At 57.7% G+C, this 26,660-nt stretch carries 33 protein-coding genes; 3 read left to right on the top strand and 30 right to left on the bottom strand.

Features of this window, described 5'->3' with window-relative positions; translation table 11 throughout:
• Positions 1–23: 23 nt before the first annotated feature.
• On the top strand, positions 24–1,430 hold the full coding sequence (locus tag RA28_RS05225) for a diguanylate cyclase (RefSeq protein WP_241481064.1): 1,407 nt from the start codon (positions 24–26) through the stop codon (positions 1,428–1,430).
• A gap of 7 nt (positions 1,431–1,437) precedes the next feature.
• On the opposite strand, the gene RA28_RS05220 is transcribed toward RA28_RS05225, so the two are convergent.
• Genes RA28_RS05220 through RA28_RS05205 form a run of 4 tightly spaced genes read right to left on the bottom strand, consistent with a single transcriptional unit; the run spans position 1,438 to position 3,339 of the window.
• Entirely contained in the window at positions 1,438–1,917 is a 480-nt protein-coding gene (locus tag RA28_RS05220) for a periplasmic heavy metal sensor (protein ID WP_039524294.1), read from the bottom strand.
• Positions 1,914–2,258 (bottom strand): hypothetical protein, encoded by a 345-nt coding sequence (locus RA28_RS05215; RefSeq protein ID WP_039524292.1) that lies wholly within the window; start codon positions 2,256–2,258, stop codon positions 1,914–1,916. The genes RA28_RS05220 and RA28_RS05215 overlap by 4 nt, the downstream gene beginning before the upstream one ends.
• Positions 2,251–2,865, bottom strand: coding sequence for an RNA polymerase sigma factor (locus RA28_RS05210; protein WP_039524290.1), 615 nt, complete (start codon positions 2,863–2,865; stop codon positions 2,251–2,253). Before RA28_RS05210 ends, RA28_RS05215 begins: the two co-directional genes overlap by 8 nt.
• Positions 2,866–2,871: 6 nt before the next feature.
• Complete coding sequence (locus RA28_RS05205) at positions 2,872–3,339, bottom strand: EF-hand domain-containing protein (protein WP_039524289.1); 468 nt, start codon at positions 3,337–3,339, stop codon at positions 2,872–2,874.
• 215 nt (positions 3,340–3,554) lie between these two features.
• Here RA28_RS05205 and RA28_RS05200 point away from each other — a divergent pair, with 215 nt between their 5' ends.
• Positions 3,555–3,953 (top strand): DUF983 domain-containing protein, encoded by a 399-nt coding sequence (locus RA28_RS05200; protein WP_039524287.1) that lies wholly within the window; start codon positions 3,555–3,557, stop codon positions 3,951–3,953.
• The gene (locus RA28_RS05195; RefSeq protein ID WP_039524285.1) at positions 3,950–4,651 is read left to right on the top strand and encodes an NUDIX hydrolase; all 702 of its coding nucleotides are present in this window, start codon (positions 3,950–3,952) and stop codon (positions 4,649–4,651) included. The genes RA28_RS05200 and RA28_RS05195 overlap by 4 nt, the downstream gene beginning before the upstream one ends.
• A 6-nt stretch (positions 4,652–4,657) precedes the next feature.
• Here RA28_RS05195 and RA28_RS05190 read toward each other — a convergent pair whose 3' ends face one another.
• From RA28_RS05190 to RA28_RS05065, 26 genes are all read right to left on the bottom strand, one after another.
• Positions 4,658–6,325 carry a ribonuclease J gene (locus RA28_RS05190; protein WP_039524283.1) on the bottom strand — a complete coding sequence of 556 codons (1,668 nt, stop codon included), beginning with the start codon at positions 6,323–6,325 and terminating at the stop codon, positions 4,658–4,660.
• Positions 6,322–7,101, bottom strand: coding sequence for a type III pantothenate kinase (locus tag RA28_RS05185; protein ID WP_039524281.1), 780 nt, complete (start codon positions 7,099–7,101; stop codon positions 6,322–6,324). Before RA28_RS05185 ends, RA28_RS05190 begins: the two co-directional genes overlap by 4 nt.
• Complete coding sequence (locus RA28_RS05180; RefSeq protein ID WP_039524279.1) at positions 7,085–7,861, bottom strand: biotin--[acetyl-CoA-carboxylase] ligase; 777 nt, start codon at positions 7,859–7,861, stop codon at positions 7,085–7,087. The genes RA28_RS05185 and RA28_RS05180 overlap by 17 nt, the downstream gene beginning before the upstream one ends.
• 53 nt (positions 7,862–7,914) lie before the next feature.
• The gene (gene nuoN / locus RA28_RS05175) at positions 7,915–9,357 is read right to left on the bottom strand and encodes an NADH-quinone oxidoreductase subunit NuoN (protein WP_039524277.1); all 1,443 of its coding nucleotides are present in this window, start codon (positions 9,355–9,357) and stop codon (positions 7,915–7,917) included.
• Positions 9,358–9,372: 15 nt separating this feature from the next.
• Positions 9,373–10,917 (bottom strand): NADH-quinone oxidoreductase subunit M, encoded by a 1,545-nt coding sequence (locus RA28_RS05170; RefSeq protein ID WP_039524275.1) that lies wholly within the window; start codon positions 10,915–10,917, stop codon positions 9,373–9,375.
• Entirely contained in the window at positions 10,917–13,067 is a 2,151-nt protein-coding gene (gene nuoL, locus RA28_RS05165; protein ID WP_039524273.1) for an NADH-quinone oxidoreductase subunit L, read from the bottom strand. Before nuoL ends, RA28_RS05170 begins: the two co-directional genes overlap by 1 nt.
• A gap of 6 nt (positions 13,068–13,073) precedes the next feature.
• The gene (gene nuoK, locus RA28_RS05160; protein WP_005984024.1) at positions 13,074–13,379 is read right to left on the bottom strand and encodes an NADH-quinone oxidoreductase subunit NuoK; all 306 of its coding nucleotides are present in this window, start codon (positions 13,377–13,379) and stop codon (positions 13,074–13,076) included.
• A gap of 3 nt (positions 13,380–13,382) precedes the next feature.
• A complete protein-coding gene (locus RA28_RS05155; protein WP_039524268.1) occupies positions 13,383–13,985 on the bottom strand; it encodes an NADH-quinone oxidoreductase subunit J in 603 nt (200 codons plus the stop codon).
• Entirely contained in the window at positions 13,982–14,389 is a 408-nt protein-coding gene (locus tag RA28_RS05150) for a carboxymuconolactone decarboxylase family protein (protein WP_039524266.1), read from the bottom strand. The genes RA28_RS05155 and RA28_RS05150 overlap by 4 nt, the downstream gene beginning before the upstream one ends.
• Positions 14,386–15,078, bottom strand: coding sequence for a DUF4259 domain-containing protein (locus tag RA28_RS22160; RefSeq protein ID WP_052261268.1), 693 nt, complete (start codon positions 15,076–15,078; stop codon positions 14,386–14,388). Before RA28_RS22160 ends, RA28_RS05150 begins: the two co-directional genes overlap by 4 nt.
• Positions 15,078–15,572, bottom strand: a complete 495-nt coding sequence (nuoI, locus tag RA28_RS05140; RefSeq protein ID WP_039524264.1) for an NADH-quinone oxidoreductase subunit NuoI — start codon at positions 15,570–15,572, stop codon at positions 15,078–15,080. Before nuoI ends, RA28_RS22160 begins: the two co-directional genes overlap by 1 nt.
• A 3-nt stretch (positions 15,573–15,575) precedes the next feature.
• Positions 15,576–16,229 (bottom strand): hypothetical protein, encoded by a 654-nt coding sequence (locus RA28_RS05135; RefSeq protein ID WP_039524263.1) that lies wholly within the window; start codon positions 16,227–16,229, stop codon positions 15,576–15,578.
• Entirely contained in the window at positions 16,226–17,263 is a 1,038-nt protein-coding gene (gene nuoH / locus RA28_RS05130; protein ID WP_039524262.1) for an NADH-quinone oxidoreductase subunit NuoH, read from the bottom strand. The genes RA28_RS05135 and nuoH overlap by 4 nt, the downstream gene beginning before the upstream one ends.
• 45 nt (positions 17,264–17,308) lie before the next feature.
• A complete protein-coding gene (gene nuoG / locus RA28_RS05125) occupies positions 17,309–19,330 on the bottom strand; it encodes an NADH-quinone oxidoreductase subunit NuoG (RefSeq protein WP_039524261.1) in 2,022 nt (673 codons plus the stop codon).
• Positions 19,331–19,333: 3 nt separating this feature from the next.
• Positions 19,334–19,738, bottom strand: coding sequence for a DUF5333 domain-containing protein (locus RA28_RS05120; protein ID WP_052261267.1), 405 nt, complete (start codon positions 19,736–19,738; stop codon positions 19,334–19,336).
• 98 nt (positions 19,739–19,836) lie between these two features.
• Positions 19,837–20,178, bottom strand: a complete 342-nt coding sequence (locus RA28_RS05115; protein WP_039524259.1) for a hypothetical protein — start codon at positions 20,176–20,178, stop codon at positions 19,837–19,839.
• A 73-nt stretch (positions 20,179–20,251) separates the two neighbouring features.
• Entirely contained in the window at positions 20,252–20,668 is a 417-nt protein-coding gene (locus RA28_RS05110) for an MAPEG family protein (RefSeq protein ID WP_039524256.1), read from the bottom strand.
• A gap of 188 nt (positions 20,669–20,856) precedes the next feature.
• The gene (gene nuoF, locus RA28_RS05100) at positions 20,857–22,155 is read right to left on the bottom strand and encodes an NADH-quinone oxidoreductase subunit NuoF (protein ID WP_039524252.1); all 1,299 of its coding nucleotides are present in this window, start codon (positions 22,153–22,155) and stop codon (positions 20,857–20,859) included.
• A 6-nt stretch (positions 22,156–22,161) separates the two neighbouring features.
• Positions 22,162–22,389 carry a DUF5337 domain-containing protein gene (locus RA28_RS05095; protein ID WP_039524250.1) on the bottom strand — a complete coding sequence of 76 codons (228 nt, stop codon included), beginning with the start codon at positions 22,387–22,389 and terminating at the stop codon, positions 22,162–22,164.
• Positions 22,390–22,418: 29 nt separating this feature from the next.
• Complete coding sequence (gene nuoE / locus RA28_RS05090; RefSeq protein ID WP_039524248.1) at positions 22,419–23,522, bottom strand: NADH-quinone oxidoreductase subunit NuoE; 1,104 nt, start codon at positions 23,520–23,522, stop codon at positions 22,419–22,421.
• The gene (locus RA28_RS05085) at positions 23,522–24,745 is read right to left on the bottom strand and encodes an NADH-quinone oxidoreductase subunit D (RefSeq protein WP_193747367.1); all 1,224 of its coding nucleotides are present in this window, start codon (positions 24,743–24,745) and stop codon (positions 23,522–23,524) included. The genes nuoE and RA28_RS05085 overlap by 1 nt, the downstream gene beginning before the upstream one ends.
• Positions 24,745–24,870 carry a hypothetical protein gene (locus RA28_RS23040; protein WP_275041366.1) on the bottom strand — a complete coding sequence of 42 codons (126 nt, stop codon included), beginning with the start codon at positions 24,868–24,870 and terminating at the stop codon, positions 24,745–24,747. The genes RA28_RS05085 and RA28_RS23040 overlap by 1 nt, the downstream gene beginning before the upstream one ends.
• Before the next feature lie 7 nt (positions 24,871–24,877).
• Positions 24,878–25,051, bottom strand: a complete 174-nt coding sequence (locus RA28_RS22775) for a hypothetical protein (RefSeq protein ID WP_039524243.1) — start codon at positions 25,049–25,051, stop codon at positions 24,878–24,880.
• Positions 25,052–25,657: an NADH-quinone oxidoreductase subunit C gene (locus RA28_RS05075; protein ID WP_039524242.1), complete on the bottom strand. Its 606-nt coding sequence runs from the start codon at positions 25,655–25,657 to the stop codon at positions 25,052–25,054.
• A gap of 11 nt (positions 25,658–25,668) precedes the next feature.
• Entirely contained in the window at positions 25,669–26,202 is a 534-nt protein-coding gene (locus tag RA28_RS05070; RefSeq protein WP_039524241.1) for a NuoB/complex I 20 kDa subunit family protein, read from the bottom strand.
• Positions 26,193–26,558 (bottom strand): NADH-quinone oxidoreductase subunit A, encoded by a 366-nt coding sequence (locus tag RA28_RS05065; protein ID WP_039524240.1) that lies wholly within the window; start codon positions 26,556–26,558, stop codon positions 26,193–26,195. The genes RA28_RS05070 and RA28_RS05065 overlap by 10 nt, the downstream gene beginning before the upstream one ends.
• Between the last annotated feature and the right edge of the window lie 102 nt (positions 26,559–26,660).

Genomic DNA, 26,660 nt, shown 5'->3' with positions numbered 1-26,660 from the left:
GCAACGCATGCAATCAACGGTGAATGTCTATGTCCGTACAAGGCACCATACTTGTCCTAGACGGAGTCGCGACCAATCGCATTATGCTGAAGGTTCAGCTGACAGCCGCATGGTATCAGGTCGTTCAGGGCGACAAGCTGAAAGGCTTGCCGGCTTTGTTGCGACGGACCCGCCCCGATCTTGTAATTGCATCGCAAACCCTGCCGGATGGATCAGCCTCGGATGTCAAAGCCATTTTGGCGGGCGATCCAACCCTGTCAGACGTGCCGGTTGTTGCCATAACGCAGCAGAACGACAAAGCCGCCCGAGTGCAGGCGCTGGCCGACGGATTGGACGATGTGTTGGCCTATCCATACAAGGACACTTTGCTTTTGGCACATGTTCGCAGCTTGTTGCGCGCGCGGGTTGAGCGTCAGGAATTGCAGGTTGAGGACAAGACGAAATCGATAGGATTTGCAGAAACCGGCACCGCGCTGATTACACCCGCGCCTTCAAGTCGAATAGCAATTCTGACGCTGGCGGCCCGAACCGGCGCAATCTGGAACAAGGCATTGGCTACGCGCGTGCCTCAACCCATATCCAGCCATGATTTGCCAAACCTCAGCGGGGTTCTTTCGTCACCGGTTCCGGATGCCATCGTGGTCGAGCTTTGGGACGGAGCGACCTGCCGCAACATGCTGGCGGATCTGCGGTCGCGCGCCGCGACGCGTCATACCGTGTTAATCGGCGTCATACCGGACGCAAGCTCGGATCAGACGGCCGAAGCGCTGGATTGGGGCGTGGATGCGGTCTGCCAGGGCGGGTTTGACCCTGATGAAATCGCAGTGAGGCTAAAAAGTCAGATTGCGCGTAAGCGGCGCGACGACAGACTTAGAGCCTCATTGCGCAATGGCTTGGCCGACTCGCTGACTGATCCGCTGACCGGACTGTGCAACCGCCGATTTGCGATGCGGGCGCTCCACCAGATCGCGCGCCAGTCGTCCCAATCCGATCGCGGGTTTGCGATCATGCTGGCGGACCTCGACCATTTTAAATCAATCAACGATCAGTTTGGCCATGATGCGGGCGATCAGGTTCTGACCGAAACTGCAAGTCGCCTGCAGCAATCTGTTGACCAAAGAGGATTTGTTGCTCGCTTCGGCGGCGAAGAGTTTATGATCTGTTTGCAGAACGTTACGCCGGCCAACGCCCTTCGCGCGGCGGAAAGGATATGTGCATGCATCTGCTCGGAACCCTTCCGCCTTGGTGAACCGCAAAATCCGATTTTGGTCACGATCAGCGTTGGTCTGGTGTTGCACGCCCCGCCATTGGCCGACAGCGTGTTGAAATCAGACGACATGGAAGGGCTATTGAAGTCGGCAGACAGGGCGCTTTACGCTGCGAAACAATCGGGGCGAAATCAGGTCCGCCTGAGAAGAAGCGCAGCTTGATCCACCCTTAATCGTTTTTGTTTTTCCGCTTGCCATGCGGGCCGCGCTGAACGACTTCCTCAAGGCGCTCGGCGTAAATCTGGCGCTCACCGTCCGTCAGTTCGGTGACGTATGTCAGCCATTTCTGTTGCATCGCGCCTTGCAGGTTCAAAGTGGTTTCTGTCTGCTGCTGCAACAGGGCCTCAACAGTCTCCGGGTCGAATGGAACGGCTTGCAAGGCTTCAAGCAACTCACTGAAATTCTGAACACGCCCCGACGCGCCCTTGGTACGCAACCCCGAGAGCTCGCCCCGCAAGGCTTTGCGATCATCTTTGGGCATCGCGTGATACAGCGCAGCCCCGAAACCGGGCGGGATACGTCCATGATCGCCGCCCTTGAACCTGAGCACGGTGCCCAGCACGACGCCGGCAACCAAAAGGTTCACGGCCAGCGAAATCACCAGCAGGACCGGCATCCATCTGCGCTTTGTTCTGGCAGTTTCGCTCATTCCGTATCCTCCAGAAAGCCGGTGTCCAGGCTCAGGTCAGCCACCAGAAAAGTGGTGTCTTGTGGAAAAATATATGTAGCTGGGTCCGGCAAAAACCCCGGTGCCGCAATCCCGATCCATACTCCGGCTGCGCTGGCGGCGACCAATCCGCCCAAAGCTTGCCAGCCGCCGAACCTGTCAAGCCCGAGCCACCTGCGCTGACGCCTTTCCTTAGGTGCGGAACGCTGCAATCGCATGGCCTCGGCGTCCGTTTCAATCCGCACGACCAGATCGTCCGGCAACACCGGGCGATTCTCGCGAGCCTGCGCAAACAGGGTTTCCAACTCGTCGTGATCAGCCATTTTCATCCCCCAGTTCGTCCCGCCGCCCCGCCAGTATCGCGGCCAAAGCCCGCTTTCCACGCGCCGTCAGACTCTCGACGGCTTCCACCGAGATGTCCATGATCCCGGCGATCTCGGGATTGGACAGCTCTTCTATGTGACGCAGGATCACAGCCTGCCGCTGCCGATCCGGCAATTGATCAAGTGCGGATTGCAGCGCGTCTTTGCGTGCTGTGTCCTGGATTTTATCGGTCACGCTGACTGCGCCATCCTGCAGGTCCGGCAGGTTCTCAATCGGTTCCGGGCGTTTGCGCCGCCGCAGGTCCACGCAAAGGTTCAGTGTGACGCGATACAACCATGTCGATACCTGAGCCTGCCCCGGCACCCAATCCGGTGCCATCTGCCAGAGCCGCATCATAGCGTCCTGTGTCACATCCTCGGCCTCGGTCCGGTTTCCCAGCATTCGCATCGCGACCGAGTAGCTGCGCGGGCCAAGCCGGTCGGTCAGCATACGTGCGGCCATCGCGTCACCACTTGCAAATCGGGCCAGCAACACATGGTCGCTGGCCGCGGGCATGGCAGCCGAGCCGCCATGCGCCTGTTCCGGTTGGGAGGTCAGGTCCTCCATCCTGCATCAGTTGCTGTCAGAGCCCCGATTGCCGTTCCGCTTGTTCTTTCGACCCATTTTTTCCTGTGCATCGGCGTATTCCTGTTCCGAGATCGAACCGTTTCCGTCAGCGTCGATCCGTTCGAACATTTTTGCGCCACGGCGCGGTTTGGGCAACTCATCTTCGCTGAGGAACCCATCGTTGTTGGCATCCTGTCGCTCAAACATCTTTTGAACCCGCTCATTGGCTCTCGATTGGGCGGCTGCCTGCATTTCCTCAAGGCTTAGCTGTCCGTCGCCGTCGGCGTCAGCGCTGGTGAAACGTTGCGCACGATGCGCCTCGATCTCTGCTTGCGTGATCTGGCCATCGCCATCCGCGTCCAGTTCCTGAAAGGTTGCAGGCTGCCGATCCTTCGGTCCTTTTGCAAAGGCGGTTGTGCCTGTAACTGCCACTGCCGCGACCATGACGGCCGAAATGAAGCTCGAAGATTTCATATCAGATTTCCCTTTTTGCGCGGCCCTGCGCCGCTGCTGATACCTAATCAAACGTAGCCCGGACCGGTTTCCGTCGCGGGTTTTCGAATTTTCTTTTGTTCGGTCAGATTAAGAGGCGCGATTCTCCTCTGCTGTCGATGCAAAGCGACGCACCCCCTTCCCCGAACCACCAAATTGGCGTTATATCGCAGGTATATGAACGCGCGAGTAGCTCAATGACAGATCAAACGGTCGATGCGACGGTCGAAGATGACCGCCCGACAAAACAGGCCCTGACTCGTGGATTTCGCTGCAAGTGCCCCAACTGCGGCGAGGGCGCGCTGTTGCACAGCTACCTGAAGGTCAACGACGAATGCGCGCATTGCGGGCAAGAATTGTTCCACCACAGGGCGGACGACGGGCCTGCATATCTGACGATCCTGATCGTGGGTCACCTGCTGGCGCCTGCTTTGCATGTCGGTTACGTCCACTGGCGGCCAGACCCGTGGACGATGGCAATCGCTTTTTCGCTTGGATGCGTGGCGTTGTCGCTGTTTTTGCTGCCTCGTCTTAAAGGGGCTATCGTTGCCTATCAGTGGGCACGCAAGATGCACGGGTTTGGCAAAACTGCATGAACATCGATAAAACCGCGATCCGTGACGCAGCAACAGTGATCTTGTTGCGCGACAGGCTGAACAACCCGTCGATTCTGATGGGTCAGCGTGGTGCCAAAGCGGCCTTTATGCCGAACAAATTCGTGTTTCCGGGCGGCGCGGTCGATGCCGCAGACGCTTCCGTTTCCTTCGCGACCGTATTGCCGGACCTCTGCCGCGAGCGACTGGCTTTAAGGTCAGAGACCGACATGAGCGCTGCATTGGCCGCCGCCGCCATTCGTGAGCTATGGGAAGAAACAGGTCTCATCCTGGGTCAACCCGGTTCATGGCCAAGCCAGCCACCTGTAGATTGGCAAAGCTTTGCAGAAATGGGGTTTCTGCCGTCGGCTGAACCTTTGCAGTTTGTTTTCCGTGCCGTGACTCCGCCCGGGCGACCGCGCAGATTTGATGCACGGTTCTTTTTGGTGGATGCCGACGCCGTGCAGGGTGATTTGGACGATTTCAGCCGCGCGTCCGACGAGCTTTCGCATTTGCAATGGGTCCCGATTGAACAGGCCCGCGACTTTGATCTGCCTTTCATCACCGAAGTCGTCCTGGCCGAGATCGCCGCGCGCGCGCACGACCCTAACCCGCCCAACAGCGTTCCGTTTTTCCTGAATCAGGAAGAGGAAAGCCTGTTCCTCCAGCTCAAAGGTTATCCGATGCCGCAAGCGGACTGACCATCGTCAGCGCATTCTGCTGATGACGACCGTCACTTCGGGTTTCTTGCCCAGTTCGACTTTTGAACTTTGGCGAACAATGCGCCGCAGCGCTTCTTCAAGCTTGTCGTCGTCCCGCAGCGTTTTGCCATCTGCGCGCATCAGGAATTGGTTGAGGTCCTCTTCAAACACCTCGACCAGACCGGCGTTCGACGATCCTGTCTCGGGCAATCCGATGGTGTCACACCAAGGTTCGCCCAGCGGCTCGTCTTCTTCGTCCAGAATGACGGTGACTGTAACATGCCCGTTCAGCGCCATACGAATCCGGTCGCGCACAACACCATCCAAAGCGCCAATCTTAACCGTACCGTCCAAGTAGGTGCGGCCGGTTTCGACATAGTCCACGACAGTGGGCGCATTTCCGGTCAGATCCAGCATTGTGCCATTGACAGCCAGCACCCCGGTACGGCCACCGGCTTCGGCCAGTTTGGCGTGTTCGCGCAGGTGCCGGTGCTCGCCATGCATTGGAATGACCATCTGCGGATCAATCAGCGCGTGGACCTTTTCAAGGTCCGGGCGATTGGCATGGCCCGACACATGGTACAGGCCCGAACTGTCATCAACAACGTCTACGCCCTTTTCGCTAAGCTGGTTGATGATGCGGATCACACCTTTTTCGTTGCCCGGAATGGTCTTTGACGAGAACAGGAACAAATCGCCTTCTTTGACCTCAAGTCCGCGGTACTTTCCGCGGGCAAGTTGTGCGCTTGCGGCGCGGCGTTCGCCTTGGCTGCCCGTAACAATCAGCATCAGGTTTTGGCGCGGGATATCTGCCGCCTCTTCCGCGCTGATAACACGCGGGAAATCGGTCAGAATCCCGGTCTCGGATGCCGCCTCGATCATCCGCCGCATCGCACGCCCCAACAAGACGACGGAACGCCCGGCCCTATGACCGGCTTCGGCCAGTGTTTTCACACGGGCCACGTTTGACGCGAAAGTAGTCGCGACCACCATTCCCGTCGCGTCTTGAACCAGTTTCGTGATTTCTGGTCCCACATCGGATTCCGATCGCCCGGGATGGGTGGAAAACACATTGGTGCTGTCGCATACCAACGCCTTGACACCATGTTTTGCCACTTCGGACCAAAGATCAGGATCAAATGCCTCGCCCACAATCGGGTCCGCGTCCAGCTTGAAATCGCCCGAGTGTACGATGCGGCCTGCGGGTGTCTCGATTACCAGACCCGCGCTTTCGGGGATGGAATGGGAAACCGGCAGAAACCCGACCTGAAATGGGCCCGCCTTGATCTGTTCGGGCCACGCGGATGCGGTCCGGACAGCTTCGGTCGGGTGGCCCTGGTCTTCCATCTTGCGACGCGCGATGTTTGACGTAAAAGCACGCGCATAAATCGGCGCACCCAAATCGGCATAGCAATGCGCGACGGCGCCAACGTGATCCTCATGGGCGTGCGTGACAAAAATCGCCTCAAGCTGATCCGCGCGTTCTTTTAACCACGTTATGTCGGCGAAAATCAGATCGACACCCGGCGAGGTATCCATATCGGGAAAAGCGACGCCCAAATCCACAAGGATAAGCCGCTCTTGCCCCGGTTTTCCGTACCCATAGACATAGGCATTCATGCCAATTTCGCCTGCTCCGCCCAGGGGCAGATAAATCAGTCTTTCACTGCTCATGTTGAGCCGTTTTCCTTGTTATAGCGATGGATCACGGTCAGGCCGTGCATCGTCAAATCATCTTCGATGGCATCAAAGCCCACATCCGCTTGATCGAACAATGGTGCCAGACCGCCGGTTCCGACAACTTTCATCGCCATTCCGTATTCCGCCTTGATGCGCGCGATCAGGCCCTCAATCAGGCCGGAATATCCCCAATACACGCCGGACTGGATACAGCCAACCGTATTTGTGCCAATCACTTTTTCCGGGCGCGTTATGTCGATATGTGGCAACGCAGCTGCGCCCTGATGCAACGCCTCAAGGCTGAGGTTCACGCCAGGTGCGATGATACCACCAACGTAGGCACCGTCCGCCGCGACAACATCAAAGTTCGTGGCCGTGCCAAAGTCCACCACAACCACATTGCCGCCGTGCCGGTCAAAAGCCGCCGCCGCATTTGCCAACCGATCCGGCCCAGGAATGGTTCCTTCATCAACGCGCGGATTGACCGGCAGCAGGCAATCCGGTTTGCCGATCACCAAAGGCCTGCACCCAAAAAACCGGTCTGCAAAGACGCGCAGATTGAACACCACACGCGGAACCGTAGAGGCGATGATCACGTCTGAAATCTCTGCCTCGATCCCATAGTGCTTGACCAGTGTTGAATACCACGTGAAATACGCATCCGCCGTACGGGCGTGGTGGGTCGATGTCCGCAGGGTGCACAAAAACTCATTGCCGTCCCAGATCGAAAACACCGTGTTTGTGTTTCCGCAGTCAATTGCCAGAAGCATTTGCGCCCCCTTCAAAAAACACGTCCGCCGCCGGTATGCTGATGCGGCCTTTTGCGGTGTTTAGGACAAGGTTGCCGCCCGCGTCCACAGTTTCAAAGGTTCCGGTCATCGCTGAAGAGACGGTACGTGCGGTAATGACCTCACCCAGACGAGCGGCGCGGGACAGCCACGCGGCTCGGATCGGCTCGAACCCATAGGTGCGGAACTGGGTCTCGTACACCGCGTAGGCCGCCGCAAGCTCGGTCAGAAAATCCTCGGGCGTTGCGGATGCCCCGGTTTCAGACAAAAGAGACACCGGACGCACGGCCCCCTGTTCGACCATATCGGGATTCGGAGCTTCGGTCAGGTTCACGCCGACACCGATCGCAAGATGGGTCAGGCCGCGCCCCTGTCCCGTGCTTTCCAGCAAGATCCCCGCCAACTTGCCGCCGTTCAGCAGCACATCATTTGGCCACTTGAGGGAGAGGCCCGTCGCCCGCCCCGTTACGGCAACGCAGGCGTCAAACAAGGCCAAAGCCGCAACAAAACTGCGCAGTGCGGCCTGTTCCGGATTGCCCTCGGGGCGCAAAAGAAGCGTCGCGGCAAGGTTGCCTTTCGGATGCGTCCAGGCGCGACCGCGCCGTCCCCGCGCGGCCGTCTGATGATGCGCCATAATCCACACTGGACCTTGCGCGGACGGCGCGATCCGGGCGGCTTCGTTCAAGGTGCTGTCGACGTCTTGCACCACATGCAGGCCATATCCCTGCGGCCAATCGCTCATGTCAATTTGATCCGATATTTGGCTCCAGCCGCCTGAAAACTGACCCAGTCACTTTATTGGACAAGTGTAGCCGCCGCAGCTGCCGCCGCGCCTTCAATGCCAAATTGGTAAACGACGCCAACCAGCATCAAAGCTGCAGACCCCATCAAAGCGCCCCAAAGAACCGGTGACGACCGGGTTTCGATCGGGTCTTCGTTCTCGTCTCCGAAATACATGTAGTAGACGATACGCAGGTAATAGAAGGCACCGATCACCGATGCGATGGCCGAGACGATCACCAATCCGGTCAACCCCGCTTCGATACCCGCTTGCCAGACGCCAAACTTGGCAAAAAAGCCCAGCATCGGCGGAACGCCCGCAAGGCTGAACATCAGGATCAGAACCGCCAGCGCCTTGCCCGGATCACGTTTGGCGAATTGGCGCAACGCGTCGATATCAGTGACGGGTTTGCCATCCCTTTCCATCATGAGGATGAAGGCAAAAGTGCCGATGTTCATGGTCACGTAAATGGCCAGATACATCAGCATTGCCTTGATGCCCAACTCGGTGCCCGCTGCCAGACCGATCAGGGCATAGCCCATATGCGCAATTGACGAAAACGCCATCAGGCGCTTGATGTCGCGTTGACCAATGGCTGCGACCGCGCCCAGCAACATGGACAGAACCGACAGCAGTACGATCACTTGCTGCCAGTCTTTGACCACACCACCAAAGGCGTCATGCATCAGGCGGGCAAACAACGCCATCGCCGCAACTTTCGGCGCCGTGGCGAAAAAGGCCGTTATCGGCGTCGGCGAGCCCTCGTAAACATCTGGTGTCCACATGTGGAACGGCACGGCGGACACCTTGAAAGCCAGACCTGAGATCAGAAAGATCAGACCGAACAGAAGGCCAAGCGATACGTCACCTTCTTGTACCGTTTGGATAATACCCGAAAACAGCGTGGTGCCGGTAAAGCCGTAAACCAGCGAGGCGCCATACAGCAGCAACCCCGAGCTGAGAGCACCGAGCACAAAGTACTTTAACCCCGCTTCGGTCGACTTGGCGCTATCGCGCCGCAGGGCGGCCACGACGTACAGGGACAGGGATTGCAGCTCAAGCCCCATGTACAGCGACATCAGATCCCCTGCGCTGACCATCATCATCATGCCAACCGCGGCCAAGGCAACCAGCAACGGGTATTCAAACCGCAACAGGTCGCGGCGGGCCATGTAGTCCTGGCTCATCAACAGCACAGCCGCCGCAGACAGCAGGATCGCGACCTTTGCAAACCGCGCAAAGCTGTCGTCAATGAACATGCCGTTGAAGGCCACATTTGTGCCGTCGCCATCCACCGCAATCCAGATCGCAAGCAAAGCCATGAGCCCAGCTGTGGTCCATACAAGGACCGGTGCCAAACCATCCTTGGTTGTGTAAACCGCCCCGATCAGCGCCGCCATCGCATAGACCGCCAGCACGATCTCGGGCAGGATTATTGTCAGATCAGCCTGGATCATGTCTCCAAAGCCTCCTTACTGCGATGCGGCCGTTTGGGTCGCGGCCTCAGCCGCGGCCAGGGCCATGTCGTAATTCGTTATCAATGCAGCGGTGGAATCGCCGATTACATCCGTCACCAACGATGGGTAGACACCCAGCAAAATGGTCATAAGGATCAAAGGGGCGAAGATCAGCCGCTCGCGCGAGCTCATATCGGTGATGGATTTCAGGCTCTCTTTGATCAGATCGCCAAAAACCACGCGGCGATAAAGCCAGAGTGCATACCCAGCCGAGAAAATCACGCCGGTTGCGGCCACCGCTGTCACCCAGGTGTTGACTTGGAACGCGCCCATCAGGGTCAGGAACTCACCGATAAAACCGGAAGTTCCCGGCAGGCCGACATTGGCCATCGTAAACAGCATGAAGACCAGCGCATAGGCGGGCATGCGGATGACCAGACCACCATAAGCCTCGATATCGCGGGTGTGCATCCGGTCATAGATCACACCCACACACAGGAACAACGCAGCCGAGATAAAGCCGTGGCTGAGCATCTGGAAGATTGCGCCGTCAATACCCTGCTGGTTCGCCGCAAAGATGCCCATGGTGACAAAGCCCATATGCGCGACCGAGGAATAGGCGATCAGCTTTTTCATATCCTCCTGCACCAGCGCGACAAGGGAGGTGTAGACCACCGCAATCGCCGACATCCACAGCACCAGATCGGTCATTACCGCCGAGCCGACCGGGAACATCGGAAGGCTGAACCGCAGGAAGCCATAGCCGCCCATCTTCAACAGGATCGCCGCCAGCACGACCGAACCCGCAGTCGGGGCCTGAACGTGCGCATCCGGCAGCCAGGTATGCACCGGCCACATCGGCATTTTCACCGCGAACGACGCGAAGAAGGCCAGGAACATCAGCGTTTGCATACCGCCGACGATATAGATGCCCAACACGCTGAAGCCTTCGGACGAGAACTGATGGCTCATCAGCGCCTCAATATCCGTGGTGCCTGCATCCGCATACATCGCGACCATCGCCACAAGCATCAGCACCGAGCCGAGGAAGGTGTAGAGGAAGAACTTGAAGCTGGCATAAATGCGGTTCGCCCCACCCCAGATGCCGATGATCAGGAACATCGGGATCAGACCGGCTTCGAAGAACAGGTAGAACAACACCAGGTCCAGCGCCATGAACACGCCCAGCATCAGCGTTTCCAGCAACAGGAAAGCGATCATGTATTCCTTGACGCGGTCTGTCACATTCCAACTGGCCAGAATGGTCAGTGGCATGATGAAGGTCGTCAGCAGAACGAACAGAACGCTGATCCCATCCACACCCATTTTGTATTTCAGGCCAAGCAGCCATTGGCCTTCCTCGACCATTTGAAAGCCGGTGTTTGAAGGGTCAAAGCCGGTATAGATGCCGATTGACACCAAAAACGTCACGGTTGTCGCCAACAACGCAATCCACTTGGCGTTACGCTGCGCGGCCGCGTCGTCGCCATAAAGGAACACAGCCATCAGGCCTGCCGAGATTGCCGGGATGAAGGTGACGATGGATAGGATGTTGTCCATTACTGCGCACCTCCGCCGATCGTCATCCAGGTGACCAGGGCCGCAATTCCCAGAACCATCCAGAAGGCGTAGGTAAAGATGTAACCCGTCTGGGCCTTCCCAGCCAGGCGGGTGAAAAAGGGCACGACGCCCATCGCAACCCCGTTCAGGAAGCCGTCGATCGCGTTACCATCGCCGCGTTTCCACAAGAACCGTCCAATCGCCACAGTTGGTTTGACAAATACCGCGTCGTAGATTTCGTCAAAGTACCACTTGTTCAACAGGAACAGGTAAAGCGGACGCTGGTTCGCCGCCAAACGCGCGGGCAGCGCGGTGTTCACGATATAGAACCAGTAGGCCACCAAAAACCCGAGCAACATCGCGGCGAAGGGCGAAACCTTGACCCATTTCGGTACCGCATGGGCGTCGTCGAGCACGGTGTTATCCGGCGCTATGTAAAGCGCGCCCTCACCCGGTTCTCCGACAAACGCATAATGATGATCGCCGCCGTGGGCGTCTTTTTCTCCGTGGCCATCGCTCTCATGCACGGCTTCACCATGGCCTTCGTCCGCATGGCTGTCATCACCATGCGATGCCTCTTGGGTGCCATGATCATCAGTCACTGCATGCTCAGCGGCAGAGGCAACCGGAATGCCGTAAAACTTGCCAACCTGATCCGCATGACCAAAGAAATTACTGTACCAGATCATTCCGGCAAAGACCGCGCCCAGTGATAAAACACCCAGCGGTACCAGCATGACCATCGGGCTTTCATGCGCGTGCTCATGGGTGTGCTTGTCGCCGCGCGGCTCGCCGTAAAATGTCAGGAAGATCAAACGCCAACTGTAGAAGGCGGTGAATACGGCGGCGATCACCAGCATCCAGAACGCAAAGCCCGTCCCGCCGGCATAAGCGCTTTCGATGATGGCGTCCTTGGACAGGAACCCGGCGAAACCGATTTGTGTCAGCGGTATGCCAACCCCGGTGATCGCGAGCGTGCCGATCATCATCGCCCAGAAGGTATATGGGATTTTTTTTCGCAGCCCACCGTATTCGGTCATCTCCTGCTCGTGATGCATCGCATGGATCACCGAGCCCGCGCCAAGGAACAGCAGAGCTTTGAAGAACGCATGCGTCAGCAGGTGGAACATCGCCGCCGAATACATCCCGACGCCAGCCGCGACGAACATGTACCCAAGCTGCGAACAGGTCGAATACGCAATGACGCGCTTGATATCGGTCTGCACCAGACCCACCGTCGCCGCGAAAAACGCGGTCGATGCTCCAAGGAAAGTCACAAACCCGGTTGCACCCGGAGCGAACTCCATCAGCGGCGACATGCGGCAGACAAGGAACACACCCGCAGTCACCATGGTCGCAGCGTGGATCAGGGCCGAAACAGGCGTTGGACCCTCCATCGCGTCCGGCAACCAGGTGTGCAGGATCAGCTGCGCCGATTTACCCATCGCCCCGATGAACAGCAGAACACAGATTACTTCGACCGCGTTCCATTCGCCCCAAAGGAAGCTCAGTTGCGTTTCCGACAGCGTCGAAGCCGACGCGAAGATGTCCGAGAAATTGATGCTGTCCGTCAGGAAGAACAGCGCGAAGATCCCCAGTGCAAAGCCAAAATCACCCACGCGGTTGACGATGAAGGCTTTCATCGCCGCCGCGTTTGCCGAGGGTTTGCGATAGTAGAACCCGATCAGCAGGTATGAGGCGACGCCCACGCCTTCCCAGCCAAAGAACATCTGAACCAGATTGTCCGCTGTCACCAGCATCAGCATCGCAAAGGTGAAAAAGGACAGATAGGCAAAGAAACGCGGCTTATAGCTCTCGCCCTCGCGCCATTGCGGGTCATGGTCCATGTAGCCAAAGGAATAAAGGTGAACGAGCGCCGAGACGGTCGTCACCACGATCAGCATGATCGCCGTCAACCGGTCCAGACGTATGGCCCAGCTTGTTGAAAGCGAACCGCTTTCGATCCAGCGCAGGATCTCGATCTGCTGAGTCTGACCGTCGAAGGTGAAAAACACGATCCATGACAGCAGGCAGGCCAGAAACAGCAGGCCCGTCGCGGTCCACATTGCAGCTTTTTCACCGATGAATTTCCAGCCGAACCCGCAAAGCAGCGCACCCACCAGCGGGGCAAAGAGGATGGTGGTTTCCATAATCTCTTAGCCCTTCATCATATTAACGTCTTCAACCGCGATCGTGCCACGGTTGCGGAAGAAGCAGACCAGAATGGCCAGACCAATCGCCGCCTCGGCTGCGGCAACGGTCAGCACGAACAGCGTAAACACCTGCCCGACCAGATCGCCGAGGAAACTGGAAAACGCCACAAGGTTGATATTCACCGCCAGCAGCATCAACTCGATACTCATCAGCAAGATGATGACATTCTTGCGGTTCAGGAAGAGACCGAAGATGCCGATCACGAACAGCGTCGCCGCGACCGTGAGATAGTGTTCAAGTCCGATCATCGTCTAAAGTCCCTGCCCCGGTTTCACGTCCTTCAACTCCATCGCCTTGGCCGGGTCGCGCATCATCTGGCCGACGATGTCCTGACGCTTGATGTCCTGACGGTGGCGCAGCGTCAGGACAATGGCGCCGATCATGGCGACCAGCAGGATCAGACCCGCCAGTTGGAACAGAAGGAAGTATTGATCGTATAGGATGACGCCCAGCGCCTCGGTGTTGTGACGGTCTGTTGGGATCGGCTGCGCCAGATTGGCCTCTGTGCCCTGCGCGCTGTCCCATGCCCCGAAGGCCATGACGAACTGCATGAGGATGACGAGACCGATCAGCAAGGCCAACGGCATATAGCGCGCCATCTCGGCCTTGAGTTCGGCAAAGTCCACATCCAGCATCATCACAACGAACAGGAACAGAACCGCGACCGCGCCGACATAGACGATGATCAGCAGCATCGCCACGAATTCGGCGCCCAGCAACACGAACAACCCCGCAGAGGACAGGAAGGACAGGATCAGCCAAAGCACCGAGTGTACCGGCTGGCGGCTGATTACCGTGAACAGCCCTCCGGCAATGGCGCTTATGGCGAACAGATAGAACGCAAAGACGGTCATTGATCCTCATCCTCGTTGTCGTCCAGGACCTCCTGCGCCAGATCCAGCGCGCGGGTCATGGCCGGGATACCGGCAAAAACCGACATCTGCCCGATCGTTTCCACGATCTCTTGTTTCCTTGCCCCAGCCTCCAGCGCGTGGCGCACAGTCTGACGCACGGCCGTGTCGGCCTGCGCGCCCTGACAGGTCAGCCCGGCGAGCGTCAGCAGCAGGCGGGTTTTGGCATCCAGGCCTTCAGTGTTGACGGTGTTGCCAAACATCATCTCCATGACTTCCTTGGGCATGGTCGGCCACAAAGCCTCAAACCCTTTGGGCGAGAAATTCTCCATCGCCGGATTCAGCACCTTGGCCATGTCCTGTGCCTGACGCATCATCGCGGCAAAAGGGTTCGTTTCATCGGTCATTGCTGCTGTTTCTCCAGACCGTCAATCCGGGCCGTCAGCGCGTCCAGGCTGTCGACCACGACGTACCGCATGTTATTTATGTCCTTATGGATCAGGTTCATTTTTCGCACCAGATGCCGCAAAACTTCGACCTGTGGGTCGCCGCCCGCCTTGTCCGCGATCCGTTCGATTTCGGACATCATGTCGTCGTAGACCTGATCGACCTCAGCGCGCAGCGCATCTTCCGGGTTGTAGTCCGGCTCGGGCGGGGTGAAAGCGATGTTCAGATCATGTGTTTTCGCGGCTGCAATCAGCCGCGCGGTCAGGTCATCGATGCTGTCGCGCCATTCTTTACCCTCGCCCGCGTCGGCCCACAGTTCTGACAGTTCCGAGTCTTCGTCCGCCACACGTGCGAGCGCAGCTAGCGCCATGCCTGCGGTGTCGCCGTAGAACTTGAACGACGCTTCCAAATCGAAAGGAGTTTCTTTTCCGTTCTGTGCCTGCCCAAGCGCCGAGGCCACAATTTCAGCCCCTGCTACAGCAGCAGCGCCGGTATCCGCCTCCATATCCTCAATCGTGGTCGTGAAGACTTGTTCCAACGCCTCGCGCACGGCCTCGGCCTGTTCATAAGGCTGGTCGCACCCTTTCAGCGACGCCAAAAGATCCGCCGCAGTATCATTTTCAAAGCTATGTGGTCCCCAGGTTCCCATCAGCGATACGGTGCGTCCATTTCCAGATTTCGGGCAATCTCGGCTTCCCAGCGTTCGCCGTTGTCCAGCAGTTTTTCCTTATCGTAGAACAGCTCTTCCCGGGTCTCAGTCGCAAACTCGAAATTCGGGCCTTCGACAATTGCGTCGACCGGGCAGGCCTCCTGGCAGAAGCCACAATAGATGCACTTGGTCATGTCGATGTCATAGCGCGTGGTACGGCGGGAGCCGTCTTCACGCGGTTCGGCGTCGATGGTGATCGCTTGTGCCGGGCAGATCGCCTCACACAGTTTGCAGGCGATGCAGCGCTCTTCGCCGTTCGGATAACGGCGCAGAGCGTGCTCCCCTCGGAACCGTGGGGACAGAGGGCCTTTTTCGTGCGGGTAGTTCACCGTGGCCTTTGGAGCGAAGAAATACTTCAGCCCCAGTTTCATGCCGACCCAGAAATCCTGCAGAAGGAAGTATTTGGCAGCGCGGGTGTAGTCGATTTGGGTCATAGGTCAGCCTGCCTCCTCACAACGTTCGACAGTGTCTTCCGTGATGATATCTATCTGCTGAGCCACGTCGGACGATTCCGGATCAATCGAGAGAACTCGCCGATTGTGTTCGTTAGCTCGCCGACATTCCATAGCGTTAATCTGCCGAAGCAGACTGTCCTTCATATCGGAAGCCACTTGATCAGCTGTGAAGGATTCTGGAACCTCAAGGATACCTATTTCAATTGCCGTCTCCAATGACTGATCAATCAATATTCTGTCCTGTCGTGTCAGACTTAGACACTCCGACAGCTGCAGAAGTGCCAACATCCTTTTCTTAAAGTCCTCAGGAATCGGTTGCTTTTCCTTCAATCTTTTCTCGTAGACCGCCATATCAGCGAAAAGAACAGTATAAACCTCGTCTCCAAGGTAAGCTTTTAGAAAAGCTAAATACTGATCCTCAGGCAACTCTGGGGGCTCGGGGAGTATGCGGCCTGCCAGCCTCGCCGCCAGAGTTCCATCATGCTTGGGCAAAAACTCAGCTTCAGCAGGACAGAACCTTTGAAGCAATTTTAAGTGGCTTTGCACGTTATCGGGCGTGGCTTTTTCCGCATTGGCAGCGGGGCTGCCACCGATGAAAACGCAAGCTATCAAGAGGTTTCGAAGACGCACCCTCATCCCCCGGCTCCCCAGCGCGCAAACGCGCCCCAGAACCAGTCAAACCTCGCCGCGAAGGCAACAAAGACCACCCAGGCCAGCGAAAAGGGAAGGAAAACTTTCCAACCCAGCCGCATCAGTTGGTCATAGCGGTAGCGGGGCGTGATTGCCTTGACCATCGCGAAGAGGAAGAAGAAAAACGCCATCTTGGCGACCATCCACAGCACGCCGTCAGGCAGGCCGGGGATCGGCGACAGCCAGCCGCCGAAGAACAGCAGCGTGGTCAGCGCGCACATCAGGAAGATAGCGATGTACTCGCCTGCCATGAACAGCAGGAAGGGCGTAGCCGAGTATTCGACCTGATAGCCCGCGACCAGTTCCGATTCCGCCTCGGGCAGGTCAAACGGCGGCCGGTTGGTTTCGGCCAGCGCAGAAATGAAGAACAGGAAGACCATCGGGAAATGTGGCAGCCAGTACCAGCTGAAGAACCCAAATCGGCCATCTTGCGCCTCGACAATGTTGCCGAAGTTCATCGAACCGGTCGATATGATCACGCCGATGATGATCAATCCAATCGAGACTTCGTAAGAAATCATCTGCGCAGCAGAGCGCAGCGAGCCAAGGAACGGGTACTTTGAGTTGGACGCCCAACCGCCCATGATCACGCCATAAACCTCCAGCGAGGATACCGCGAAGACGTACAGAATGGCGACGTTGATATCTGACAAAACCCAACCGTCATTGAACGGGATCACCGCCCACGCAATCATGGCCAGAACAAATGAGGTCAGCGGTGCAAGGATGAACACCGTGCGGTCAGCGCCGGCAGGTATGACCACCTCTTTGACGACGTATTTGAGCGCGTCCGCCACCGTTTGAAGCAATCCATACGCGCCAACAACATTCGGGCCGCGGCGCATTTGAACGGCAGCCCAGATTTTGCGGTCGCCGTAAACAAGAAACAGCAGCGAAATCATCACAAAGGCCACAACGGCGATCACCTGCGCCAGGACGATCAGAGCGACACCGCCCGGTGTGTTAAAGAAATCAGCCATTTGTCCTCACACCGTGGGTCGTCGGAATTATGTCAGTGGATCGGATCATTCTGCGGCGATCCTTTCGGATTTCAACGCTTTTGCCTGCGCCGAAAGCTCGGCCATAAGTTGCGAGGCCCGCGCGATCGGATTCGTCAGATAGAAATCATGGATCGCATTTCGGAAGGGTGCGTCGCCCAGCGGGCCGCTCTCCAATTGTTGAAACTCATTCTCAATCACATGGTCAATCTGCGAAAGATGCGGCACTGCGTCGATCAGTGCAGACCGCAACTGAGCCAGCGTATCAAAAGGCAGAACGGCCCCCAACTCGGCTGACAGGGCACGCAGGATAGCCCAGTTTTCCTTCGCTTCGCCCGGAGCAAACCCCGCTCTCATCGCCAGTTGCGGACGACCTTCGGTGTTCACGAACAGGCCATTTTCCTCGGTATAGGCAGCACCCGGTAGGATCACGTCCGCACGGTGCGCGCCCCGGTCTCCGTGGCTGCCTTGGTAGATGACAAAGGCGCCGTCCCGGATTTCAACTTCATCGGCACCGAGATTGTAAATCACATCCGCGGCGCTGATTGCTTCCATCCCGGCGTCATTGGTCGCATCCACATCCATGGCTCCGACGCGCGAGGCTGCGGTGTGCAAAACAATCAGCCCGCTTTCCGTGTTCGCAGCCGCAGTCTGCGCGGCAGCCAGCACAGCAGCGCCATCCGCTTCTTGCAACGCGCCCTGACCAACGATGACCAAGGACCGCTTGGCCTTGATCTCGTCATCGGCGTCCATGTCGAGGACTTTCTGAAGCGCTGCGCGGTCATCACCGATGTGATGAACGTCGTAGGTCAGGTCCGCTTTGGGTCCGACCAGCGCCACCTCGGCCCCGTGTGCCCAAGCCTTGCGGATACGGGCGTTCAACACCGGCGCTTCGTCGCGTGGATTCGTACCGATCAGAAGTATGCGTTCCGCCGCATCAATGTCTTCAATTGCCGCTGTCCCGGCATAGGCACCACGATTGCCAGCGGGCAGTTTCGCCCCGTCGGTTCGGCATTCGACAACACCGCCCTGCCCTTCGATCAACCGTTTCAGAGCATAAGCGGCCTCTACCGGAGCAAGGTCGCCGATGATACCCGCCGGTTTCGACGCGCCCTTAAACGCCTCAGCCGCTTTTGTCAGCGCTTCGGGCCAACTGGCGGGTCGTAGTTTGCCATTCTCTCGTACATAAGGCCGATCAAGGCGCTGACGGCGCAGACCGTCCCAGACGAAACGGGTTTTGTCGCTGATCCACTCTTCATTTACCCCATCATGATTGCGTGGCAGAAAGCGCATCACCTCGCGCCCCTTGGTATCGACGCGAATGTTCGAGCCCAAAGCGTCCATAACGTCAATGGACTCGGTCTTGGTCAGTTCCCAGGGACGTGCCGTGAAGGCATAAGGTTTCGACGTCAGCGCACCAACGGGACAAAGATCAATGATGTTGCCCTGCAAGTTCGATACAAGCGTCTGGTTGAGGTACGACGTGATTTCGGCATCCTCACCGCGTCCGGTCTGACCCATCTGCGTGATCCCGGCCACCTCGGTCGTAAAGCGAACGCAGCGCGTGCAACTGATGCAGCGCGTCATCGCTGTGCCCACCAGCGGGCCAAGGTCCAGATCGTCGACAGCACGCTTGGCTTCCTTGAAGCGTGAACCCGAGACTCCGTACGCCATCGCCTGATCCTGCAGATCGCATTCGCCACCCTGATCGCAGATTGGGCAATCCAGCGGGTGGTTGATCAGCAGGAACTCCATCACGCCTTCGCGTGCTTTCTTCACCATCGGGGAATTCGTTTTGACCACGGGCGGCTGGCCTTCGGGACCGGGGCGCAAATCGCGAACCTGCATGGCGCAGGACGCTGCTGGCTTCGGCGGCCCGCCTACAACCTCGACAAGACACATCCGGCAATTCCCGGCGATCGAAAGGCGCTCGTGATAGCAGAAACGCGGCACTTCAACCCCCGCCTGCTCGCACGCCTGAATCAGGGTCATCGCGCCGTCGACTTCGATTTCCTGTCCGTCGATATTGATCTTGCGGAGGTCAGACATGGTCTAGTTCGCCCTCAAATAAACGCCGATGGCGCTGTTTCTTTGGATTTCCTGTCGGCCCAATGTGCAGAACGTATCAGGTTTTTTGTAAGATACGCCGTTTTTCGCCAAATATGCCTCGCCCTTGGCGCGCATCCGGTCCTTTTCGGCATCCGACTCCACATAGGCGCGAATTTCGTTGTCCGAGTAGCCAAGTTCGTTGGCCTTGGACCTGAGCCCCCACATCACGCTGATCGCTTTCAGACGCCGCCCGCTGATTGAGGGGCAGTACTCGGAAATCTCGTTGGCGATTGCGATGTAGTAAAGCTCGTTGTCGATTTCCTTCACGTCGCGAAGCGGCGGCTTTGCGTCGGCTATTGCCGGAACCATCAGGGCGCCGAATAACGTAAGAGCTTTCACAATAGTCATTGTTTTTCCTTTCGTTCTTCTTGTTTCAGAACGAAAGCCTGACCGGGCGTTATGCAATAACACGCAACGCGAAGCTCTGGCTATCAGGCACCTGATCGTCATGGCCGCTGACACTTTCCGGAAAAGGTCAGCTTGTCATTCTCGACCCGCATTGTCTGAGGTTCGGCGTCGGGACCGGCTTTCCATTCGATGCGTGACGATCCAAAGTTCTGGACACAAAACCGCGTCGCTTCGTACCGGCCTGCCTCACGCGCGCCATCAAGTGACGCGGAAACTCCATTCACTGTGACGGTGAAGTCTGCGGGTGAGGCCCTTTTGTCAACCGAACGCGCGCTTGCGCGGAAGTACTTTCCGTCAAACAGAACCCGGTCGCTTGCCGACCTTACTGTGCAGGCGCAGGCGAGTGTTAACAGCAACAGTGTTGGCAGAACTCTTACCATAAAACGTTTGCTTCCATGTTATGTCCTGCAGCGACCTGCAGGGTTGTATTGTTGCGCTCCATCATCACTGCCATCAGAACGCCGCAACCAAAGCCATAAGCCCCAGCACGAACATGCAGGCCCAGGCGACAACGTAAAAGATTGACCGCAAACCGCCATTTGGCTTGCCGATACCGCGAATATGGATCACCAGCATGACAACCCGCGCAACCAGCGCAATCGAAGCCAGCAGGTTGACCCAAAAAGGGCTCGCTCCCAACAGGATGGCCGCGACTGTCACGGTCAAATAGGCGGGCAGCGTCTCGGTTCCGTTTAGATACACCCGGTTCAGACGATATGCCTTGTCTTCGTAATCCTGATCCGGTGCCGCGCCGGGTGCCAACCCTTTGCCTTGCTTGGCAAGAGATGTGAACGGCGAAATGAACAGGATGATCAAAGTAAAGATCACCAGGGACGCAATTGCGTGCGAATATTCTGCAAAGATTTCCATTCACCAAACCCCCATTCCGGGCGCAACCAAAGCGCGTGCCAAAAAGGCAGACGCGCCATCAGATCGCAACGCCCGGGTCTTTCGCTCATGCTGCACCAAATTGCACGATGCTTTTTTTACTGCATCGCGATGGTTTTCCGCCGTTCTCTGGACACAAGAGCCAGTCACCATATTCGAACCGATCCGCATCACTCTGCCGCCATTGCCCCAGTGCGGCCCGACTTCTGCGCCTTGATACGATCCTCAATCTCTTCCCGGAAGTTTCGGATCAGGCCTTGAATCGGCCAGGCCGCCGCATCACCCAACGCGCAAATCGTGTGACCCTCGACCTGCTTGGTGACATCAAACAGCATATCGATCTCGTCCAACTCGGCCTCGCCGCGCACCAGACGATCCATCACGCGCATCATCCAGCCGGTGCCTTCACGGCAAGGCGTACACTGGCCACAGCTTTCGTGTTTGTAAAACTTCGACAGCCGCCAGATCGCCTTGATGATATCGGTGGATTTATCAATCACGATGACAGCCGCAGTACCAAGGCCCGATCCCAGATCATTGCGCAAATGGTCGAAGTCCATGATCGCATGGCGCATGTTCTCGCCCCGCACGCATGGAACGGACGACCCACCGGGGATCACTGCCAGCAGATTGTCCCAACCGCCGCGAATACCGCCGCAATGCGTTTCGATCAATTCTTCGAACCCGATCGACATCGCCTCTTCGACGACGCAAGGGTTGTTCACGTGGCCCGAGATCGCAAATAGCTTGGTTCCCGCATTGTTTTGGCGGCCAAAGCCTGCGAACCAATCCGCCCCGCGCCGCAGGATGGTCGGCACTACAGCGATGGATTCGACGTTGTTCACCGTAGTCGGGCAGCCATAAAGCCCCGCACCCGCCGGGAACGGGGGCTTCATGCGCGGCATGCCTTTCTTACCCTCAAGGCTTTCCAGCAACGCCGTTTCCTCGCCGCAGATATACGCGCCCGCGCCGTGATGCAGGAACAGGTCGAAATCCCAGCCTGAGCCAGCCGCGTTCTTGCCCAACAGACCGGCGTCATAAGCCTCGTCGATTGCGGCTTGCAGCGCCTCGCGCTCGCGGATGTACTCACCGCGCAGGTAGACATAGCAGGTATGCGCATTCATTGCGAAAGACGCGATCAGACAACCTTCGATCAACGTGTGCGGATCATGGCGCATGATCTCACGGTCTTTGCAGGTGCCGGGCTCGGATTCATCCGCGTTCACGACCAGATAAGCCGGGCGACCGTCGCTTTCCTTGGGCATGAACGACCATTTCAGACCAGTCGGGAACCCAGCGCCACCGCGCCCGCGCAGGCCCGAGTCTTTCATGGTCTGAATGATCCAGTCACGACCCTTTTCGATTAAGCCGGCTGTGCCGTCCCAATGCCCACGGGCTTGTGCGCCCTTCAACGTGCGCTCGTGCATGCCGTAGATATTGGTAAAGATCCGGTCCTGATCCTTCAGCATCGCCTGTTACCTTTGACTGTCCTGACGCATGCGCCAGAGTTGAAAAATGTTGACACCCGCATAGAAGAACCCCGCAAGTGCAGCAAAGTCGAACAACAGGGCAAAACGCCCGGGCATTCCCAGTGCAGGACCAATGAACAGTGTCACGGCAAGCCAGATCACCATCGTTACAGCGATGACGATACCGATATGTCGACCCTTGCGGGCTATGGCCTGTTCCTTGCTCTGGTCCATGTCATCCCGATGCCCTGTAGGGCACCTGCTTAGTCCTCTTGCTTGCCATCTGCCTTTGAACGCTTTGCAAATTCGGTCTCTTCACCTGCCGCCAGCATCGTGGCTTGTTCGATCCAACCGTCACGCTCGATACGGCCCTTGAACTTTAGCCGCGCGTCAACCCATGCAATCTGCAAAGGGGTCCATGCCGCGATTTGATCGAAATGATAGAATCCAAGTTCGTTCAGCATCTGCTCAAGCTTCGGCCCAACGCCCTTGAGCAGTTTGAGGTCGTCCGGTTTGCCATCCCGCGCGCCCTCCAGCGTCTCAGGCGCGTCCTCCTTGGCGTCTGCCTTTGCCGCTTCAGCTTGTTTGACTGCGGGTTTCGGCGTTTCGGGCGCTTTGGGTGGCTTCGCCGCGGCGGATGCGCCGGCCTGTTTTCCGTCCTTGCCCAACCAAGGGGTCAGGATCGGGACCTCGGTTCCATCGATGCGCTTGACCGTGTCGCCCAGTTCCGTCGCCAGTTCGACGCTGACATTGTACTGAGGCTTCGCCGCTTCATACTCGGTCAAACTGCTCAGGCCCTTCAACGGTTCAGCGGCGTAGCGGCCATTCTGGGGACCGGGCACCGGCACTTTGCCGTTGGACAGGTCATCAAGGATTTTGCCAAAGGTCTCGACAGTAAGATCTTCGTAGTAATCCTTACCGATCTGGGCCATGGGCGCGTTGGTGCAAGAGCCGAGGCACTCGACCTCCTCCCAACTCAGCTTGCCATCGGCGGACAACTCATGCGGCTTCGCCGCGATCTTTTCCTTGCAGACCGCAATCAAATCCTCAGCCCCGCAGATCATGCAGGAGGTCGTCCCACACACCTGAATATGAGCAACCGATCCAACCGGTTGCAGTTGGAACATGAAGTAGAAGGACGCAACCTCAAGCACGCGGATATAGGCCATGCCCAACATCTCGGCGACGGATTCAATCGCCGGACGGGACAGCCACCCCTCCTGCTCCTGCGCGCGCCACAGCAGAGGGATCACCGCACTGGCCTGACGGCCTTCGGGGTATTTCGTCATCTGCGCTTCGGCCCATTGCTGGTTGGCAGCGGTGAAGGCAAAGCTGTCGGGTTGTTCGGGGTGAAGACGGCGGAGCATTAACGATCAATCTCCCCAAACACCACGTCCATCGTGCCGATGATGGCGGCTACGTCGGCCAATTGATGGCCCTTGGCAACGTGGTCCATGGCTTGCAGGTGCAGATACCCAGGCGCGCGCAGTTTGGCGCGGTAGGGTTTATTGGTGCCATCGGCGACCAGATAGACGCCGAATTCGCCCTTGGGGGCTTCGACGGCGGCGTAAACCTCGCCAGCAGGAACGTGAAACCCTTCGGTATATAGCTTGAAGTGATGGATCAGGCTCTCCATCGAGGTCTTCATGTCCGACCGTTTCGGCGGCGTGATCTTGCCGCGGGCCAAGACGTCCCCGGGGCAGTCGCGGATTTTGGCGATGGCCTGACGGATGATCTGCAGCGACTGGCGCATCTCTTCCATACGGACGAGGTAGCGGTCATAGCAGTCGCCGTTCTTGCCAACTGGAATCTGGAACTCGAACTCGTCGTAGCATTCGTATGGCTGCGCACGACGCAGGTCCCAAGCGAGGCCCGATCCTCGCACCATCACGCCCGAGAAGCCATATTTCTGAATGTCATCCTCGGTCACCACACCAATGTCAGCGTTGCGCTGTTTGAAGATGCGGTTTTCGGTCAACAACCCGTCGATATCATCCAGAACAGCGGGGAACTCGTGGCTCCATGTCTCGATATCATCCAACAGCTCTGGCGGCAGGTCCTGATGCACACCTCCGGGGCGGAAATAGGCGGCGTGCAGGCGGGCCCCGCAGGCACGCTCATAAAACACCATCAGCTTTTCGCGTTCTTCAAAGCCCCACAACGGCGGGGTCAGCGCGCCTACGTCCATCGCCTGCGTCGTCACGTTCAGCAGGTGGTTCAGGATGCGCCCGATCTCGGAATACAGAACCCGGATCAGCGACCCCCGGCGCGGCACCTCAACCCCGGTCAGCTTTTCGATGGCCAGACACCAGGCATGTTCCTGGTTCATCGGCGCAACATAATCCAGCCGGTCGAAATACGGCAGGTTTTGCAGATAGGTCCGGCTTTCCATCAGCTTTTCGGTGCCCCGGTGCAGCAACCCGATATGCGGGTCGCACCGCTCAACAATCTCGCCGTCCAGCTCAAGGACAAGGCGTAAAACACCATGCGCGGCAGGGTGTTGTGGTCCGAAGTTGATGTTGAAGTTTCGGATCTTCTGTTCGCCGCTCAGTGCATCAGTGCTGCCGTCATCATATCTGGAGCCGTCCATCATCGTTGCCCCCGCTTCTTCTTCGCCTCAGTGCGGACACGGATTTTCCGCGCGTCAGCAGCCTTGGCTGCAGCGCCGGCCAGCAAAACGCCCAGCGCACCCAAAGCGATCAGTTCCCCCAGCATCAACATCTCAGCGGCGCTCCAATTCCTGCAGTTTCAACCCGACCCACCACAGCAGCGCGATCGTACCGAAAGGGATCAGGCAAAGCAGACACCAGTATTTGTTGATCCCGAAAAACGGCAGAATTTTCAGCATCGGAATGATCGTCAGTGCAGACAGGATCAACCACCAGATACCACCCATTTACTCAGCCTCCTGCTTTTCATCGCCCGGCAGGATGTAGTTCGCACCCTCCCAAGGACTCATGAAATCGAATTGGCGGTATTCCTGCACCAGCGATACGGGCTCGTAAACAACGCGTTTCTGCGCCTCGTCGTAACGCACTTCGGTGTAGCCCGTGGTTGGGAAGTCTTTGCGCAGCGGGTAGCCGCGGAACCCATAGTCGGTCAGAATGCGCCGCAGGTCCGGATGGCCCGAAAACAGGATGCCGAACATATCAAACACTTCACGCTCGAACCAATTGGCCGAGGGGTGTACATCCACCAGTGACGGCACCATGTCCTCTTCACGGATCGACACCCGCAGGCGAATGCGCTGGTTCTGGTACATCGACAGGAAGTGATAGACCACATCGAACCGCTTGGCGCGTTCGGGGTAATCAACACCCGTAATGTCCACAAGGGTCGTGAATTGGCAGTTCCGATCTGCTTTCAGATATTCAACAAATTCAACGACGTTGGACAGCGACACATCCATGTTGAGTTCGCCGTGGCTCACATCCCACGACAGAACGCAATCCGGCCGCTTCAGTTCGATATGCGTGCCAAGTTCCTCAAGTGCGTCGCTCATCTGCCGTCCCCTCAGCGTACGATTGTGCCGGTTCGGCGGATTTTGCGTTGCAACTGCATAAGGCCGTACAACAGCGCCTCGGCAGTTGGCGGGCAGCCCGGCACGTAGATGTCGACCGGAACAATGCGGTCGCAACCGCGAACGACCGAATAGGAGTAATGATAATACCCGCCCCCATTCGCGCAGGACCCCATCGAGATCACATAGCGCGGTTCGGGCATCTGATCGTAGACCTTGCGCAGCGCCGGGGCCATCTTGTTGGTCAATGTGCCCGCGACGATCATCACGTCGGACTGGCGCGGGGACGCGCGTGGTGCAATCCCGAACCGTTCCGCGTCATAGCGCGGCATCGAAGTGTGCATCATCTCGACGGCGCAACAGGCCAAACCAAAGGTCATCCAATGCAGCGAACCAGTACGGGCCCAATTGATAATGTCCTCGGTAGACGTCAGCAGGAAACCCTTGTCCTGCAATTCCGCATTCAACGCCTGTGTGGCGACGTCTCTGTCGACGTCGGCCGTGTTTGCACCTGTCATCACTCCCATTCCAGCGCTCCCTTCTTCCATTCATAGGCGAAGCCGATGGTCAGAACGCCAAGGAACACCATCATGGACCAGAACCCGACGTCACTGATGTCGCGGAAACCAACGGCCCATGGGAAAAGAAACGCGATCTCCAGATCGAAGATGATGAACAGGATCGCGACCAGATAGAAACGGACATCAAACTTCATCCGCGCATCGTCAAAGGCGTTAAAGCCACATTCGTATGCGCTGACTTTTTCCGGGTCCGGGTTGCGCACTGCAAGCACGACAGCCGCCAGAATCAGCACGATCCCAAGCCCCACGGCTACGGCAAGAAACACCAGAATCGGGAGGTACTCCCGCAGCAGGTCTTCCACGTAAAGCTCCTTTCCCGCGCAAGCCTTTAAGGGATGCGCCGTCAATTGGCGTGTTGACTGGATATTCTGTATCTGTGCGGGCTCAGAGGGTCAACCGAACAC

This window comes from Ruegeria sp. ANG-S4, from assembly GCF_000814005.1.
Taxonomy (GTDB): domain Bacteria; phylum Pseudomonadota; class Alphaproteobacteria; order Rhodobacterales; family Rhodobacteraceae; genus Ruegeria.
This window is presented reverse-complemented; position numbering and strand designations above follow the sequence as displayed.

Coding starts and splice junctions, on each gene's coding strand:
- RA28_RS05225 (WP_241481064.1), top strand. CDS start 24: ATGTCTATGTCCGTACAAGGCACCATACTTGTCCTAGACGGAGTCGCG.
- RA28_RS05220 (WP_039524294.1), bottom strand. CDS start 1,917: ATGAGCGAAACTGCCAGAACAAAGCGCAGATGGATGCCGGTCCTGCTG.
- RA28_RS05215 (WP_039524292.1), bottom strand. CDS start 2,258: ATGGCTGATCACGACGAGTTGGAAACCCTGTTTGCGCAGGCTCGCGAG.
- RA28_RS05210 (WP_039524290.1), bottom strand. CDS start 2,865: ATGGAGGACCTGACCTCCCAACCGGAACAGGCGCATGGCGGCTCGGCT.
- RA28_RS05205 (WP_039524289.1), bottom strand. CDS start 3,339: ATGAAATCTTCGAGCTTCATTTCGGCCGTCATGGTCGCGGCAGTGGCA.
- RA28_RS05200 (WP_039524287.1), top strand. CDS start 3,555: ATGACAGATCAAACGGTCGATGCGACGGTCGAAGATGACCGCCCGACA.
- RA28_RS05195 (WP_039524285.1), top strand. CDS start 3,950: ATGAACATCGATAAAACCGCGATCCGTGACGCAGCAACAGTGATCTTG.
- RA28_RS05190 (WP_039524283.1), bottom strand. CDS start 6,325: ATGAGCAGTGAAAGACTGATTTATCTGCCCCTGGGCGGAGCAGGCGAA.
- RA28_RS05185 (WP_039524281.1), bottom strand. CDS start 7,101: ATGCTTCTGGCAATTGACTGCGGAAACACAAACACGGTGTTTTCGATC.
- RA28_RS05180 (WP_039524279.1), bottom strand. CDS start 7,861: ATGAGCGATTGGCCGCAGGGATATGGCCTGCATGTGGTGCAAGACGTC.
- nuoN (WP_039524277.1), bottom strand. CDS start 9,357: ATGATCCAGGCTGATCTGACAATAATCCTGCCCGAGATCGTGCTGGCG.
- RA28_RS05170 (WP_039524275.1), bottom strand. CDS start 10,917: ATGGACAACATCCTATCCATCGTCACCTTCATCCCGGCAATCTCGGCA.
- nuoL (WP_039524273.1), bottom strand. CDS start 13,067: ATGGAAACCACCATCCTCTTTGCCCCGCTGGTGGGTGCGCTGCTTTGC.
- nuoK (WP_005984024.1), bottom strand. CDS start 13,379: ATGATCGGACTTGAACACTATCTCACGGTCGCGGCGACGCTGTTCGTG.
- RA28_RS05155 (WP_039524268.1), bottom strand. CDS start 13,985: ATGACCGTCTTTGCGTTCTATCTGTTCGCCATAAGCGCCATTGCCGGA.
- RA28_RS05150 (WP_039524266.1), bottom strand. CDS start 14,389: ATGACCGATGAAACGAACCCTTTTGCCGCGATGATGCGTCAGGCACAG.
- RA28_RS22160 (WP_052261268.1), bottom strand. CDS start 15,078: ATGGGAACCTGGGGACCACATAGCTTTGAAAATGATACTGCGGCGGAT.
- nuoI (WP_039524264.1), bottom strand. CDS start 15,572: ATGACCCAAATCGACTACACCCGCGCTGCCAAATACTTCCTTCTGCAG.
- RA28_RS05135 (WP_039524263.1), bottom strand. CDS start 16,229: ATGAGGGTGCGTCTTCGAAACCTCTTGATAGCTTGCGTTTTCATCGGT.
- nuoH (WP_039524262.1), bottom strand. CDS start 17,263: ATGGCTGATTTCTTTAACACACCGGGCGGTGTCGCTCTGATCGTCCTG.
- nuoG (WP_039524261.1), bottom strand. CDS start 19,330: ATGTCTGACCTCCGCAAGATCAATATCGACGGACAGGAAATCGAAGTC.
- RA28_RS05120 (WP_052261267.1), bottom strand. CDS start 19,738: ATGACTATTGTGAAAGCTCTTACGTTATTCGGCGCCCTGATGGTTCCG.
- RA28_RS05115 (WP_039524259.1), bottom strand. CDS start 20,178: ATGGTAAGAGTTCTGCCAACACTGTTGCTGTTAACACTCGCCTGCGCC.
- RA28_RS05110 (WP_039524256.1), bottom strand. CDS start 20,668: ATGGAAATCTTTGCAGAATATTCGCACGCAATTGCGTCCCTGGTGATC.
- nuoF (WP_039524252.1), bottom strand. CDS start 22,155: ATGCTGAAGGATCAGGACCGGATCTTTACCAATATCTACGGCATGCAC.
- RA28_RS05095 (WP_039524250.1), bottom strand. CDS start 22,389: ATGGACCAGAGCAAGGAACAGGCCATAGCCCGCAAGGGTCGACATATC.
- nuoE (WP_039524248.1), bottom strand. CDS start 23,522: ATGCTCCGCCGTCTTCACCCCGAACAACCCGACAGCTTTGCCTTCACC.
- RA28_RS05085 (WP_193747367.1), bottom strand. CDS start 24,745: ATGGACGGCTCCAGATATGATGACGGCAGCACTGATGCACTGAGCGGC.
- RA28_RS23040 (WP_275041366.1), bottom strand. CDS start 24,870: ATGCTGGGGGAACTGATCGCTTTGGGTGCGCTGGGCGTTTTGCTGGCC.
- RA28_RS22775 (WP_039524243.1), bottom strand. CDS start 25,051: ATGGGTGGTATCTGGTGGTTGATCCTGTCTGCACTGACGATCATTCCG.
- RA28_RS05075 (WP_039524242.1), bottom strand. CDS start 25,657: ATGAGCGACGCACTTGAGGAACTTGGCACGCATATCGAACTGAAGCGG.
- RA28_RS05070 (WP_039524241.1), bottom strand. CDS start 26,202: ATGGGAGTGATGACAGGTGCAAACACGGCCGACGTCGACAGAGACGTC.